12 protein-coding genes are annotated in these 14,958 nt (G+C 43.6%); 7 read left to right on the forward strand and 5 right to left on the reverse strand.

All coding sequences use genetic code 11. The features are described from left to right. Positions 1–11: 11 nt before the first annotated feature. The 3 genes from J7649_RS08540 to dxs form a co-directional block, all read right to left on the reverse strand. Positions 12–1,886: a DEAD/DEAH box helicase gene (locus J7649_RS08540; protein WP_004732315.1), complete on the reverse strand. Its 1,875-nt coding sequence runs from the start codon at positions 1,884–1,886 to the stop codon at positions 12–14. A 552-nt stretch (positions 1,887–2,438) separates the two neighbouring features. Beyond that, positions 2,439–3,269 (reverse strand): inositol monophosphatase family protein, encoded by an 831-nt coding sequence (locus J7649_RS08545; RefSeq protein WP_219307398.1) that lies wholly within the window; start codon positions 3,267–3,269, stop codon positions 2,439–2,441. 114 nt (positions 3,270–3,383) lie between these two features. Next, positions 3,384–5,294 (reverse strand): 1-deoxy-D-xylulose-5-phosphate synthase, encoded by a 1,911-nt coding sequence (gene dxs / locus J7649_RS08550; RefSeq protein WP_219307415.1) that lies wholly within the window; start codon positions 5,292–5,294, stop codon positions 3,384–3,386. 308 nt (positions 5,295–5,602) lie between these two features. Between dxs and ribA the strand changes: the two genes are divergently transcribed. Continuing rightward, on the forward strand, positions 5,603–6,205 hold the full coding sequence (gene ribA, locus J7649_RS08555) for a GTP cyclohydrolase II (protein ID WP_005108581.1): 603 nt from the start codon (positions 5,603–5,605) through the stop codon (positions 6,203–6,205). Between the two features lie 138 nt (positions 6,206–6,343). Here ribA and hemN read toward each other — a convergent pair whose 3' ends face one another. Continuing rightward, complete coding sequence (gene hemN, locus J7649_RS08560) at positions 6,344–7,717, reverse strand: oxygen-independent coproporphyrinogen III oxidase (RefSeq protein ID WP_219307417.1); 1,374 nt, start codon at positions 7,715–7,717, stop codon at positions 6,344–6,346. Between the two features lie 235 nt (positions 7,718–7,952). Here hemN and hemF point away from each other — a divergent pair, with 235 nt between their 5' ends. The 5 genes from hemF (at position 7,953) to J7649_RS08585 (ending at position 12,917) form a co-directional block, all read left to right on the forward strand. After that, a complete protein-coding gene (hemF, locus tag J7649_RS08565) occupies positions 7,953–8,909 on the forward strand; it encodes an oxygen-dependent coproporphyrinogen oxidase (RefSeq protein WP_004645025.1) in 957 nt (318 codons plus the stop codon). A gap of 134 nt (positions 8,910–9,043) precedes the next feature. Beyond that, a complete protein-coding gene (locus J7649_RS08570) occupies positions 9,044–9,250 on the forward strand; it encodes a hypothetical protein (RefSeq protein WP_004281539.1) in 207 nt (68 codons plus the stop codon). Positions 9,251–9,349: 99 nt separating this feature from the next. Continuing rightward, on the forward strand, positions 9,350–10,138 hold the full coding sequence (aroE, locus tag J7649_RS08575; protein WP_219307419.1) for a shikimate dehydrogenase: 789 nt from the start codon (positions 9,350–9,352) through the stop codon (positions 10,136–10,138). Between the two features lie 398 nt (positions 10,139–10,536). Beyond that, positions 10,537–12,360, forward strand: coding sequence for an acyl-CoA dehydrogenase C-terminal domain-containing protein (locus J7649_RS08580; protein ID WP_005248240.1), 1,824 nt, complete (start codon positions 10,537–10,539; stop codon positions 12,358–12,360). 347 nt (positions 12,361–12,707) lie between these two features. Beyond that, complete coding sequence (locus J7649_RS08585; RefSeq protein ID WP_004281542.1) at positions 12,708–12,917, forward strand: cold-shock protein; 210 nt, start codon at positions 12,708–12,710, stop codon at positions 12,915–12,917. Between the two features lie 77 nt (positions 12,918–12,994). Here the strand turns inward: J7649_RS08585 and J7649_RS08590 are convergent, their stop codons facing one another. Continuing rightward, positions 12,995–13,939 carry an HNH endonuclease gene (locus J7649_RS08590; protein ID WP_219307421.1) on the reverse strand — a complete coding sequence of 315 codons (945 nt, stop codon included), beginning with the start codon at positions 13,937–13,939 and terminating at the stop codon, positions 12,995–12,997. A gap of 112 nt (positions 13,940–14,051) precedes the next feature. Between J7649_RS08590 and J7649_RS08595 the strand changes: the two genes are divergently transcribed. Continuing rightward, the gene (locus J7649_RS08595; RefSeq protein WP_005104069.1) at positions 14,052–14,933 is read left to right on the forward strand and encodes an IS982 family transposase; all 882 of its coding nucleotides are present in this window, start codon (positions 14,052–14,054) and stop codon (positions 14,931–14,933) included. Positions 14,934–14,958 lie beyond the last annotated feature (25 nt).

Genomic DNA, 14,958 nt, shown 5'->3' on the forward strand with positions numbered 1-14,958 from the left:
TAGCGACTGAATTAGTCGTTAAATTTACGACGTGGACGATCTTCACCACCGAACGAACGTTCACCACGTGGCTTGTCATCAAAGTTGCGACGTACTGGACGATCACCGAAATCACGCTTTGGACGGTCATCACCGAATGAACGCGCTGGACGATCACCGAAACCGCCTTCACGACGTGGAGCTGAACGATCACCAAAATCACGTTTTGGACGATCACCATAACCGCCTTCACGAGCTGGTTTATAATCTACACGGTTGCCACGGTTGTCATCATTAGAACGAGGACGGTCACCAAAACCACCTTCACGACGTGGAGCTGGACGATCACCGAAGTCACGCTTTGGACGGTCATCAAACGAACGTTGTGGACGATCACCGAAACCGCCTTCACGACGTGGAGCTGGACGATCACCGAAGTCACGCTTTGGACGGTCATCAAACGAACGTTGTGGACGATCACCGAAACCGCCTTCACGACGTGGAGCAGGACGATCACCAAAGTCACGACGTGGACGATCTTCGCCAAATGCTGGACGTTCGCCACGAGGTTTGTCATCGAAGCTACGACGTGGACGATCATCACCGCCTTCACGACGTTTGAAGTTGCTTTCGCCTTCAAAACGACGACCGCCACCGAAACCACCACGACCGCCATCACGACGACCGCCATCACGGCCACGACCGCGACCAGCGCCATCACGGCTACCACGTGCAGGAGGTGGAGATGGCTCAAGACCTTCAATTTCAGATACGTTTAGACGCGCATCAAGGAAGTCTTCCAAAGCACGGATTTTACCGCGTTCACGGTAAGTCGCCAAAGTAATTGCTTTACCAGTACGACCCGCACGACCTGTACGACCGATACGGTGTACATAGTCTTCGTTCTTCATTGGAAGACCGAAGTTGATTACGTGTGAAATAGTTGGTACGTCAAGACCACGCGCTGCAACGTCAGTTGCAACCAGAATCTTCGCACGACCTTCACGGATGCTGCGTAAACGACGGTTACGAACAGTTTGTGGCATAGCACCGTGAAGCGCTACAACAGATAAACCTGCTTCAGCAAGCTCTTCAGCCAACATATCTGTGTCTTCTTGAGTTGACGCAAATACAACTGCTTGATCAACGTCTTCTTCGTTCAACCAGTGAGTAAGAAGTTTTTTCTTGTGCTCAAAACCGTCAGTCCAATGCAAAGTCTGAGTAATATCAGTATTTGTAGAGTGACCAGTTTCGATCGAAATACGCATTGGATCATTCATCATGCGTTCTGCAAGTGTAATGATACGTGGTGCAAAAGTCGCAGAGAACATAAGAGTTTGTTTGCGGTTTGCAGCCAACTCACCAATTGCTTCTAAGTCTTCAGAGAAGCCCAGGTCAAGCATACGGTCAGCTTCATCGACGATTAACGCGTCAACTTTATCCAATTTGATTTGACGACGATTCACCAAGTCAAGTAGACGACCTGGAGTTGCAACAACAACTTGCGCGCCTTTCAACTGTTGAATTTGTTTACCAAAAGGCATACCGCCCATGATTGCTGCAATACGAACACCTTTCATGTGACGTACAAATGCGATTGCGTCTTGACATACCTGTTGTGCCAATTCACGAGTCGGTGAAATCACCAAAATATTCGGTTGAGTAACCGCTTTCATACGGTCTTTAAACGGTACTAATGTATCTTGGTTTGCCAACGCATTTAACGTAGGCAGTAAGAATGCAGCAGTTTTACCAGAACCTGTTTGGCTTGACACAAGAAGGTCTTTGCCTTCAAGCGCAGCTGGAATCGCTTGTTCTTGTACAGGAGTAGGAGTAGTAAAGCCTAAAGCGTCGAGAGCCTGGGTTAGAGATTCGTCGAGGGAAAAATCAGCAAAAGTTTTGCTCATAGAGAGTATTCACCCTGAAGTGGGTGCTCCATTTAATAAATAACAATTATGGACATCGGCAAAAAGCGGCACAGCAAATAATGCTGAAAATATTAGGATTCAGCAGCGATCCGAGTAACGACGATGTGGATATAACGCACGCATGATTACGGCCGCAAACCTGAAGGAATCGCTTAAGCGATTGGGGCGCGAAGGATATGTCCTCTCTATGGACAGCACGCGCATACAATGATTAGAAGATAGTGTTCAGGTAAAGAACAGAAATTAAGTGCGTGGCGGAATTATAGCAGAATATTCCACAATGTCATTAAGTTTTAAAACTAATTTCCCTTATTCTTAATTTATTTATATATTTCTAATACTTAAAATATAATAAAAAATGTAACAGGCGGTATAAAAAGTCACTTTTCGCCAATTCACCTGATATTTCCAGTATTCAAGCAAAGATCAACAACTTTATATCAGTAACTGGTGACCTAGATTCCCATGCATAAAAAAGGCATCCCGAAGGACGCCTTTTCTCAATATTAGATCTGATTCATCTAAACCCGATTATTTTGCGGCTTCGCCCCAAGCAGGAACAACTGCTTGCATTAAAGGCTTCAGCATTTTCATTGAACAAGCCAAAACTTGACCATTTTCCATAGAGTCGCTACCACCACGTGCATCAACCACAGTACCGCCTGCTTCTTTCACGATCAATTCGCCCGCTGCGATATCCCAAGGTTTTAAACCAAGTTCGAAGTAAGCATCAAAACGGCCTGCAGCAACATAGGCTAAATCCAATGCCGCAGAACCTGAACGACGATATTGCGCGCCAGCTTCAGTCACGTTTAACAAACTTTGAAAATGGTTCTTGGCATAAGATACAACTTCGCCATAACGTTTAGCACGGTAAGCGTGACCAACAGCCATAAAGGTATTTTCCAGACTGTCTTTGACATTCACACGAATACGACGCTGGTTCATCATGGCACCACGACCACGACTGGCAGAGAATAGCTCATCTTTCACCGGGTCATAAATCACCCCGTGTTGAGTAATGCCTTTGTGCTGAACTGCGATAGAGATACAGAAATGCGGGAAACCGTTAATGAAGTTTAAAGTACCATCTAGCGGATCGATCACCCAACACCAATCGGCGTCATGACCCTTACCTTCCTGATAGCCAAACTCTTCACCAAGGAAACTGTGATTTTTATAGCTTTTACGTAGGGTATCGATGGTCAACTGTTCCAAATAACGATCTACACGCGTTACCGGACCATCAATTCCTTTTTCTTCGACTTGTAGATCGAGTTTATGACGATTCTGATGCGCTTTTAAAAGCTCTTGACCAACTAACTGAGCCGCACGCGCAGCCATCACCACCATAGGTTCCATTGAACACCCACTACAAATTTGAAGACACTGATAAAGAATAATGCATAAAAGCCCCGATATCTTAGCAAATATCAGGGCTTTTTTGGGAAAAATGTGTCTAAAATTTTTAAGATATTATGACAAGACGCTTTGCCCCAGGCTGGACCAAGCCTGATTGATCGATTTTTCAATGCCTTGCGCATCCAGACCCGCTTGCTGCAACATCTGTGCATGGGTCGCTTGCGCCATAAACGTATCATCCAGACCCAGATTCAACATCGGTTTGACAATCTGTGCTTCTGCCAGATATTCATTCACGGCACTACCTGCACCGCCCATCACTGCATGTTCTTCCACCGTGACAAACAGACTGGTGCTTAAAGCGAGATCATCGAGCATTTGAGTATCCAGTGGTTTGACAAAACGCATGTTAACCACACGCACGCCAATCTCATGTTTCACGGCAAATGCTTCAGCAGCGTCGACTGCAGCCTGTACCCGGCTACCAAATGCCAGTACAGAAATATATTCATCATACTGCCCATTAAAGCTGGCCACAATTTCCGCCTGACCGATCGGAATCTCGATCATCTTTTGCTGGATATCGACGCCCAGTCCATTGCCACGCGGATAACGTACCGCTGCCGGCCCTGGATACAAATACGCTGTATGCAGCATTTGACGGCATTCATTTTCGTCTTTCGGCGCCATGATCACGATATTCGGGATAGTACGCATATAGGCATAGTCATAAGCACCGGCATGCGTCGGGCCATCTTCACCAACCAGACCGGCACGATCAATACCGAAAGTAACATCCAGATTCTGCAAAGCCACGTCATGTACCAGTTGATCATAACCGCGTTGCAGGAAAGTCGAGTAAATTGCAACCACCGGCTTCAAGCCTTCACAAGCCATACCGGCAGCCAAGGTAACCGCATGCTGTTCGGCAATCGCGACATCAAAGAAACGTTCTGGATATTCTTTGGCAAATTTGACCATGCCTGAGCCTTCGCACATCGCAGGTGTGATTGCGAGCAAACGGGCATCTTGTGCCGCTTCATCGCAAAGCCATTGTCCAAATACATCCGAATATTTCGGTGCAGTATTGCTGGCGGCAACGGCGTTGATTTTGCTAATCGCGTGATATTTGATTTGATCGGATTCTGCCGGAGCAAAGCCTTTGCCTTTTTTAGTATAGACATGAATCAGGCGTGGGCCTTTACGCTTTTTCAGCGCATTAAAGACATGCACCAGCTGTTTGACATCATGACCATCGTACGGGCCAAAATAGTCAAAGCCAATGGCTTGGAATAAGTTATCTGCAGCATCGGTCGCTGCACTGTGCAAACGCGAGTTATACAACCATTCTGGATGTGGCTGTACATATGCCTCACCCTGCTCGGTAACATTAACGAACTCACCGCGCTCCCAAATGGCAGCCAGATGTTTGGCAAAACCACCGGTACTGCAAGAAATCGACATATCATTGTCGTTCAGCACCACCATCAGATCAGCACTGTGTGCCACGGCATCATTCAAGGCTTCAAAAGCCATACCTGCCGTCATGGCGCCATCGCCAATAATCGATACCACCTCACACGGATTATTCTGGTAACGACGTGCCAGCGCCATACCCAGACCAGCAGAAATCGCCGTCGAAGAATGCCCTACCCCAAAAGTATCAAACTCAGATTCTTCACGAGCCGGAAATGCAGCCAGACCGTCTTTGGCACGAATGGTGGTGAGCTGTTCACGACGACCAGTCAACACTTTATGCGGATAGGCCTGATGACCTACATCCCAGATCAGGCGATCATGTGGCGTATTAAAGCAATAGTGTAAGGCCACGGTGAGCTCAATTACACCGAGGTTGGCACCAAAATGTCCGCCACTTTGCCCGGCAGCATACAAAATGAATTGACGTAACTCATCCGCCACTTGTTCCAGCTGGCTTTGCTCGAGTGCACGCAGTTGCTCAGAATGATTGATCGCATCAAGCAACGGTGTTACAGGGCGTTGAGTTGGGATTTCTGTATACAGCATATTATGGCAAAGCCTTCTAAAGCCTGGCAAATCTAAAGCTAGGTCAATGGGGAGTACCCGATCATATAGCTGAATTGTAGCAGCTTCAATTCAGCTACGCTTCTAGCGATGCAATATTAAACAATGATCTCGTCGGGGTGAAAAATTGCAGCCTACGATTATCCTGAATAATCTTACTATTTATCAACTATTATCGTTCGCTTTCTACAAAAAAGAAAATCTATTGCAGAATTTCGACTTTGCAATTCTACCAATATTCAAGCATTACGCTATACTTTAGCCAATTTCAGGATTTAACGGGTTCAGCTGTGCCAATCGAATTTGTCGCAACGTCAAGATTACCTACCGCTCACGGTGAATTTAAAATTACTGTATTTCAAGACCCTAAGACTGGCGAAGAACATGTCGCACTTTCCAAAGGACTTGAAGAAGTATCAGATGAGCCGGTGGTGGTGCGTGTACATTCTGAATGTTTAACCGGTGACGCCTTTGCTTCACTCAAATGCGACTGTGGCCCGCAATTGCAAGCGACTTTAAAACTGATCAATGAATTAGGCCGCGGGGTCATTCTGTATTTGCGTCAGGAAGGTCGTGGTATTGGCCTGACCAATAAAATTCGCGCTTATGCCCTGCAAGATCAGGGACATGACACAGTAGATGCCAACCTGATGCTGAACCTACCGGCGGATGCACGCCAATACGACATGTGTAGCATTATGCTGGATCATTTACAGGTAAAATCGGTACGTCTCGTGACCAATAACCCTTCAAAAATAGAAGCCTTAAAAGCACAAGGCATTAATGTAGTCGATCGTGTACCGCTAACAGTAGGCTTAAACCCGTTTAATGAACAATATCTTAAGACCAAGCACGAACGCATGGCACATCTTTATCAAAAGGATGATTTTTAATATTTTTAAACTCCTTACCGCGTTATTTTAACTTCATCCCTCCAAACCTCCCTTTCTTGCGCTTCGACTTAAAGCCATACTTAAGTCTTGCTCAGGGAGGCTTTCCCTCTTTTTCTTAAAAATGGGGTTAAGGGGAGATTAAATCGTCATGGAAAAAATCCGGTTCTCAGGCATCCGTCGTTTTAAACGTAAATCAAAAGCCATACAAATATTGCGTACAAATGGTTTCCCTTTCTCCAGAATCGTGACTGACGAGTCTGAAAATTGAATTAAACCATCCTGTGCCATTTCCTCAAGCTGTTCCAAAACCTCATCAATTTGAGGAAAACGTAGCTCGGAATTTTCCCATGAGGTGCTAAAGCTGCACATCAAATTTAGAATATGTTGCCGAATGATCAGATCTTCCTGATTTAAGACATGTCCTTTAAATACCGGAATTTCATTGCGCGTTAGGCATTCATAATATTCTTCAATGGTTTTCACATTCTGGGCAAAGCTGTACCAGCTATCGCTGATTGAAGAAATCCCGAGTCCAATCATCACCTGGGTTTTAGAGGCGGTGTACCCCATAAAATTGCGGTGTAATGTTCCTGCTTGAAAGGACTGGTACATCGCATCTTTTTCTAAGGCAAAATGATCCATGCCGATTTCATGATAACCATGCGCGAGCAACTTCTTTTTACCCGCTTCATAGCATTCCCGTTTGATTGCATCTTTGGGCACATCAGCATCTTTAAAGCCACGCTGACCATTGCCTTTAATCCAGGGCACATGTGCATAGCTATATAAAGCCAAACGGTCCGGCAAAAGCGAATTGGTTTGCTCAATAGTATTTAAGACATCATCCAGACTCTGAAAAGGCAGACCAAACACCAGATCATGAGAAATCGATTCATAGCCAATCTCACGTGCCCATTCGGTCACCTGTTTAACATGTGCATAAGGCTGAATCCGATGAATGGCTTTTTGCACTGTTTCATTATAATCCTGCACCCCATAACTGACCCGACGAAAGCCCAGATCATACAATCCTTGCAAATGTTCACGTGTGGTATTGTTCGGGTGCCCTTCAAAACTGAATTCATGTACAGGCGCTACGTCTACTTTGGCCAGAATGCCTTGAATCAGTTGAGCCAGATGCGCCATTGAAAAGAAAGTCGGTGTTCCCCCGCCCAAATGAATCTCTTTAATCAGAGGCTTTTCTTGTAATAGCTCACAATATAAATCCCATTCTTTCAGTACTGCCTGAATATAAGGCTGTTCAACTTCATGGCGTTTGGTCACGCGCTTGTGACAACCACAAAAAGTGCACAGGCTTTCGCAAAATGGCAGATGGATATACAGGCTCATGCCTTCGCTTTGATTGGATTCATTAAAAGACTTTTTTAGCGTTTGCTTCCATTGTTCCAGCGAGAAATTCTGCTCTTCCCAATACGGAACAGTGGGATAACTGGTATAGCGTGGCCCGGGAACATTATATTTTTGAATCAGGGAATTGACCTGTACCGACATGATACCCACCTTTACCATCGAAAAATGCTCAAGCCAATGAGCGCTTGGGAGTTATTGTGCTGAGCTTGAAAAAAGAATTCAACCTAGCCCTTTGGTCGGATTTAATGATGCATTCTGCTTACGAATCTTGAAATTTAAAGTCTCGGACGATCAACTGCATCACCAAATACACCTTAATCTTTGACTGATTTTATGCTTTGATGTCGTTAGTTTTTTATTTACTTACGAGGCTCTGATGCAGCATCCTACATCTACGGATATTCAACGCGTTCGTGAATTTCTCCTCGATTTGCAGGCACGGATTTGTGCAGCACTAGAACAGCAGGAACGTGCTGGCGGCGGTACGGCCGAATTTATCATCGATGACTGGGAGCGTCCAGAAGGTGGTGGTGGCCGTTCACGTGTTTTGCAAAATGGCACGGTGATTGAAAAAGGCGGCGTGATGTTCTCCCACATCAACATTTCCAAGCTGCCCGCTTCTGCGACCGAACGCCATCCCAATATTGCCGGTGCCAAAGCACAGGCCATGGGGGTATCGCTGGTGATTCATCCGAAAAATCCGAATGTGCCCACCTCACATGCCAACGTGCGTTTATTTGTCGCAGAAAAAGAAGGCCAGGATCCAATCTGGTGGTTTGGTGGCGGTTTTGACCTCACCCCGTTTTATCCGAATGATGAAGATGTACTGTCTTGGCATCAAACAGCGCATGATCTATGTGCGCCATTCGGCGAAGAGGTTTATCCTGAACATAAACAATGGTGTGATGATTATTTTTATCTGAAACATCGTGATGAACAGCGTGGCGTTGGCGGCTTGTTTTTTGACGACCTGAATCAATGGGATTTTGAAACCTGTTTCCAGTATATGCAGGCTGTAGGCAATGGATATCTAGAAGCCATTCTGCCGATTTTCCAGCGCAATCAGGATAAGCCTTATACCGAAGCACAACGCGAGTTTCAGTTATACCGTCGCGGCCGTTATGTGGAATACAATCTGGTTTATGACCGCGGCACCCTGTTTGGCTTGCAGACTGGTGGCCGGATTGAATCGATTCTGGTCAGCCTGCCCCCGCTTACCGGATGGTCTTATCGTCCTGAATGGGATGAAGGCTCACCGGAAAAACGTTTAACAGATTACTACCTGAAACCACATAACTGGTTAACAGAATTAAAATCCAACGCAATGAAATGATACAAACGGCCCTCAAATAGAGGGCTGTTTTAATAGATATATCCTCTATACTGCTGCATAGAAATACCTGATTTGATCGCGGCACCCTATCGCTACATCGATCATATTCCATTTGATGTCTAGTGAGAATAACAATGCATAATCTTCAATTAAATCTACCTGTGTTGGCCTTTTGGCTTTTTCTGGCTCTCGCCATCAGTGCGATGAGTACCGCAATTTTGAGTCACAACCTGATTCTGGATGGCGCCGCTATTCTGGTGAGTATCCTGACTGGGTTTGGGGTTGTTCTCAGTATGGCGCTGATGTTTGCGGAACATATTATGGATATTTGTAGTTCCTAAAATCCTAATAACTTAGCAGCAATTCAAAATCACGCAGGCTTTAGTCCCTGCGCTTTTTCACGTATATTGATGGCCATTTCCGCACATGGACATTGTGAAATGAGCAAAAAATTTGCCGTGATTGGTAACCCGATTGAACAATCACGTTCTCCAGAATTGCACCACGCCTTTGCAGCCAAAACCGGGATCGACCTGAATTACACTAAACGTCTGACGCCACTAGATGGCTTTGAAGCCAACATTCAGGAGTTCTTTAGCAATGGCGGTAGTGGCATAAATGTCACCGTACCCTTTAAAGAACAGGCTTTTGCCCACTGTCAGGTACTGAGTGAACGAGCCAAAATTGCCAAAGCCGTGAATACGCTATGGATGGAAAATGGCATCCTGCATGGCGACAACACCGATGGTCAGGGACTGGTTGAAGCCATCCGTGCCTTGGACTGGCCACTGGAAAATACAGATATTTTAATTATTGGTGCAGGCGGTGCCACGCGTGGTGTAATCTATCCCCTAGCCCAGGCAGGTGCGAAAAAAATCGTGATCGCCAATCGTACCTTGGCACGTGCAGAACAACTGGTCGCTGATCTTCAGGATGCCGTACCGCAAGTCGAATTACAGGTAATTTCCCTAGATAATTTAGCCGGTAAATTTGATTTGGTGATTAATGCCACCTCTGCAAGCCTCAGCGGTGATGCTTTGGTTTTACCGGAAACGCTACAGTTTAAACGGGCCTATGAAATGGCCTATGGCAAACCTTCTTCCTTTCTGGATCAGGCCAAGGCACGCGGTGTACCGACATCCGAAGGCTTTGGCATGTTGGTCGGTCAGGCAATTGAATCTTTTTACATCTGGAATGGTATCAAGCCGGATTTAAAAGAGTTTCTTTAAGCGTCCAATTTATCTCGATGAAATCAGTTCGGGTTGCAACTGCAACCCTTTACTTCCCTCCTACTAATTTTTATAAGCTGAAAACCATGGATTGGTTTTAATGACATTTTAGAATGAGTTATTTTTCGACTTCAATCCGAGCACAGTTTATACAAAAACATACTGGACAAATCACCTTTTAATTCATTAAAGTCCATTGATACAACAATTTTTTAATCTTCCTGTAATGTAAACGCCTAATGATGAAATTCGAGGATTTCATTCATTAGCCTCAAAAACCGATTCGCTTTTCTGACATTTTTATTCACTGAATTCATCAATGTTTTTTTATCCCGAATGTGAATAATCAAAGAATCGATACAGATAATCCAAAACTAATTTCAATCAGGATTAAACGCATGCCAGCATATAAAGCCCCTTTACACGACATTCGCTTCCTTATGAATGAAGTGCTTGACTACCCTGCGCACTACCAGAATTTGTCGAATGGTGAATATGCCGATGCCGACACGGTAGATATGATCTTAGAAGGCGCTGCAGATTTCTGTGAAAATGTACTGTCGCCGTTGAATCAAAGCGGTGATGAAGAAGGCTGTCATTTTGAAAATGGCGAAGTAAAAACACCGAAAGGCTTTAAAGAAGCTTACGACCAGTTCGTACAAGGTGGCTGGCAAGGTCTGTCTTATCCTGAAGAATTTGGTGGCCAAAACCTGCCAATGTCTTTAAACCTGATCAAATCGGAAATGATGGGGACTGCAAACTGGTCATTCCAGATGTATCCGGGTTTAAGTGTGGGTTGTATCAACACTATCATGCAATATGGTACCGATGAGCAGAAAAACACGTATCTGCCTCACTTAGTTGCAGGAACTTGGGCGGGCACCATGTGTCTGACTGAGCCGCAATGTGGTACTGACTTGGGTCAAGTTAAGACCAAAGCAGAGCCGAAAGAAGATGGCAGCTATGCCATTTCAGGCACCAAAATCTTTATTTCCGCAGGTGAGCACGACCTGACTGAAAATATCGTACATATCGTACTGGCACGCCTTCCAGATGCGCCGCAAGGTACCAAAGGGATTTCTCTGTTTATCGTACCGAAATTTATTGCTGCTGCAGATGGCGGGATCGGCGAGCGTAATCCAGTGAACTGCGGTTCGATTGAACACAAAATGGGGATTCGCGCTTCAGCAACGGCTGTACTGAATTTTGACAATGCGACTGGCTACCTGATTGGCGAACCGAATAAAGGCTTGCACGCTATGTTCACCTTTATGAACACGGCGCGTATTGGTACTGCGATTCAGGGTATTTGTCATGCTGAACTGTCGTTCCAGGGTGCTTTACCTTATGCTAAAGAACGTATGTCAATGCGTGCCTTGTCTGGCAAAAAAGATCCAGAAAAAGTGGCGGATGCGATCATTCATCATGCCGATGTACGCCGTATGCTGTTGACGCAAAAAGCCATTGCTGAAGGTGGCCGTGCCATGATTTATCATGCTGCGCAAATTGCCGACAACATGAATGATGCTTTGCTGCGTGGCGATACTGCTGCATTTGAACAGCATGATGATCATTTGGGGTTCTATACTCCAATCCTGAAAGGCTTCCTGACCGAAATGGGCTATGAAGCATCAAATCACGGTATGCAAGTCTTCGGTGGCCATGGCTATATCAAAGAATGGGGCATGGAACAAATCGTACGTGATTCACGTATCTCTACCTTGTACGAGGGCACGACGGGCGTTCAGGCACTGGATCTGATTGGCCGTAAAGTGCTGTTAACATCGAAAGGTAAAGTAATTCGTGATTACACTGCTGAAATCCTGAAATTCTGTGGTCAGCATGCACGGAATAAATATATGCGCCGATTTGCCTGGGATTTAACCAAGCTATGTGCACAGTGGAATGCATTAACCGTACGTATCATGCTGGCAGCACGTAAGGACCGTGACATCGTCTCTTCTGCGTCAGTCGATTTCCTGATGTTCTCCGGTTATGTGATGATGGCGTACTTCTGGGCACAGCAAGCCGCAGTCGCTTCAGCCAAACTGGCTTCTGGCGATGGTGCGGAAGTTCCAGAATTCTATAAAGCAAAAATCAAAACTGCTGATTTCTACTTTGAACGTATCCTGCCACGTACCCAAGGTCACGCAGAAGCGATGGTGAATCCATCTAAAACCATGACGGCACTCGCTCCAGAACACTTTAGCTTTGACTATTAAGTTGTAAATTGAGTTAAAAAGAGCGCTTCGGCGCTCTTTTTATTGACGCAGACGCCCTTGTTTAACTTAAAAAACCTTTCTGGATAGAAAATATACAAATTTAATTTTATATTTTTCAACATCCTAATAAATTAGCCAAATAAAACGCTTGTATATCTCAAAATAAGCGGTATGATAATCCCAACTAGAAAAATTCTTGTTTTGGTTAGTCTTCTTTTAAGTATCGCAGTTTTAGTCATAAACCTTCGTATTACAGATCAAAAAGCTCCATCCTTTTTATTTTTCAAAGTTACAGTTAGTCATCTGAAATTTTGGCTATAAATTCATACGATTCAATAGGTTATATTATGTCTAATACAGTTAACGGTACAGTAAAATGGTTCAACGAAACTAAAGGTTTTGGTTTCATTCAACAAGAATCAGGTCCAGACGTTTTTGCTCATTTCAGCGAAATCACTGGTTCAGGTTTCAAAACTTTAGTTGAAGGCCAAAAGGTTTCTTTCAGCGTAGCTCAAGGTCAAAAAGGCCCGACAGCTGTAAATATCGTTGCTCTATAATTTAGAAGCAAGATATTGAAAAAAGCACTCTTAGAGTGCTTTTTTTGTGCCTATCATTTCTCTCATACCGCTCGCTTTTAAAGATCATTGGGTTGTTCTAAAAACCGGTGTGCTCTATGCCAGGCTAAAAATACCGGATCAGGGGCAAAACGTTTTGGTACGTCGATTCGTTTACCGTGATAAAGTTTTAAATAGGCGTATAAACTCGCATCTTGCTTGGCTTGATTCGCAAGACACACTTTAAGCCCTTTATCTAGCGTGATAAATCCCTGATCGAAAGCTTGATCCAATAAAGAAGATAAACAAATTCCATTACGCGGATTTCTTCTATGTACCTGATTTTCAGACCAAGGTACGATATGAGAAGCCACTAAAAAGGCTTTGGTCTTAATACCAGAGATCGCACATTGATATTGATAATTAAGTTTAACTTGTAAAGCAAATTCCTGGTGTGGCGAACCGCGAACTTTTACATTGGCATATTGATCTTCAACACTATAATCGAGGATTTCTTGACGTAAATGCGTATCTAACAAAGCATCCTGTTTTTCGCCTATTCCTGCTAATTTAAGTAATCGCCAAAAATCATCTGCCGTGATCTCATTCATGCCATATTGTTGAAAAAAATGTTCCCAAGTATTTCCGCGTGGTTTAAAAGTCCATTGAAAATCTTCCAAATCGGACTGCAGAATAGGATCTATAAAACGTATACCATCGATCACTTTCGCAAAGACCGGTTTGGTTCGGCGTTTTTGATGATTTTGAGGAATGGCAGTAGGTGCAATAATCTTGGCTATACGGCCTGCACCATAAAGATAGAATTGATTTTTAATTTCAGAGGCTTTTTGCGGTCGTCGATATAAAAAGAAATCCCCTTCCCTGACTCGATTATATTTAGACTGATCCCAATGATATTCTTTAAAGTCCCGATCTTCATAAACCAGATGATCACTTTTACTATCAAAAATAAAGAATCGGGTATTAGTTAAATCCAGCTGTTGAAAATCCCATAATGTATCCACCTGCCCACCCTCTAGAAATTATAATATTCACGCGAATCTCAACTTTCTAAACTATTGAAATAAAAAGGACATAACACAATTTAGATTTCGACCAAGAAAACTACCTCGTGTTATGTCCATTTACGAATTTATCATTTCTGTGTATTTATTCATAGATTCTTGCTATTCACTTATCGTCACAAAGCCATTAAGAACGAGAGGATTTCCTCCAGCTTTAACCGATATTGAAATAATTACTATACAAATTGTAGGTGAATTTTTAGGATTGGATTCTGATAAAAATATCTGGAAATATTTTAAACACAATTACTTAGACTGGTTTCCAAAATTAGGTTCTTATCCTAATTTCTGTAAACACTGTGCAAATTTATGGCAAGTCAATCAGCAAATTATGACCAAGATTAGAAAAACCTTTATGCACGATAATATTCATTTTATTGATGGCTTTCCTATTCCTGTTTGTCGCTATGCTCGAGCAAAAAAACATAGAAATTTTAAAACCGATGCTGGCTTCAGTTATTGTGCAGCTAAACAAGAAAAATATTATGGTTTTAAAGGACATATTGTGATTAATTTCTCAGGAATGATTACAGATTATACTTTTGCTCCAGCAAACTGCGATGAACGAGATGTTGCACCTGAAATTACACAGAATATTCATGGTCTGCTTGGTGCTGATAAAGGGTATTTAAGACCTGAACTAAAAAAATATTATGATTTACAGTCTGTTGATTTACAAACACCATTTAGAAAAAATATGGTTGACCATCGACCGAAAGAAGCTATGAGAATACTGATGAATGCCCGAAGGAAAATTGAAACAGTCATAGGACAACTAACAGCGCAGTTTAATATACAAAAAGTCAGGGCTAGAGATCTATGGCATTTATCTCATCGTATCACTCGAAAAATTCTTTCACATACAATTTCAGTCGTTTTAAATTCTCAATTAGGTAATCCTCCTTTACAGTTGGAAAACTTAATTAAAAGTTGAGATTGGCGTAATATTCATTTAATTT

Source organism: Acinetobacter lwoffii, from assembly GCF_019343495.1.
Classification (GTDB): Bacteria; Pseudomonadota; Gammaproteobacteria; order Pseudomonadales; family Moraxellaceae; genus Acinetobacter; species Acinetobacter lwoffii_P.

Coding starts and splice junctions, on each gene's coding strand:
- J7649_RS08540 (WP_004732315.1), bottom strand. CDS start 1,886: ATGAGCAAAACTTTTGCTGATTTTTCCCTCGACGAATCTCTAACCCAG.
- J7649_RS08545 (WP_219307398.1), bottom strand. CDS start 3,269: ATGGAACCTATGGTGGTGATGGCTGCGCGTGCGGCTCAGTTAGTTGGT.
- dxs (WP_219307415.1), bottom strand. CDS start 5,294: ATGCTGTATACAGAAATCCCAACTCAACGCCCTGTAACACCGTTGCTT.
- hemN (WP_219307417.1), bottom strand. CDS start 7,717: ATGTCGGTACAGGTCAATTCCCTGATTCAAAAATATAATGTTCCCGGG.
- hemF (WP_004645025.1), top strand. CDS start 7,953: ATGCAGCATCCTACATCTACGGATATTCAACGCGTTCGTGAATTTCTC.
- J7649_RS08570 (WP_004281539.1), top strand. CDS start 9,044: ATGCATAATCTTCAATTAAATCTACCTGTGTTGGCCTTTTGGCTTTTT.
- aroE (WP_219307419.1), top strand. CDS start 9,350: ATGAGCAAAAAATTTGCCGTGATTGGTAACCCGATTGAACAATCACGT.
- J7649_RS08580 (WP_005248240.1), top strand. CDS start 10,537: ATGCCAGCATATAAAGCCCCTTTACACGACATTCGCTTCCTTATGAAT.
- J7649_RS08585 (WP_004281542.1), top strand. CDS start 12,708: ATGTCTAATACAGTTAACGGTACAGTAAAATGGTTCAACGAAACTAAA.
- J7649_RS08595 (WP_005104069.1), top strand. CDS start 14,052: ATGTCCATTTACGAATTTATCATTTCTGTGTATTTATTCATAGATTCT.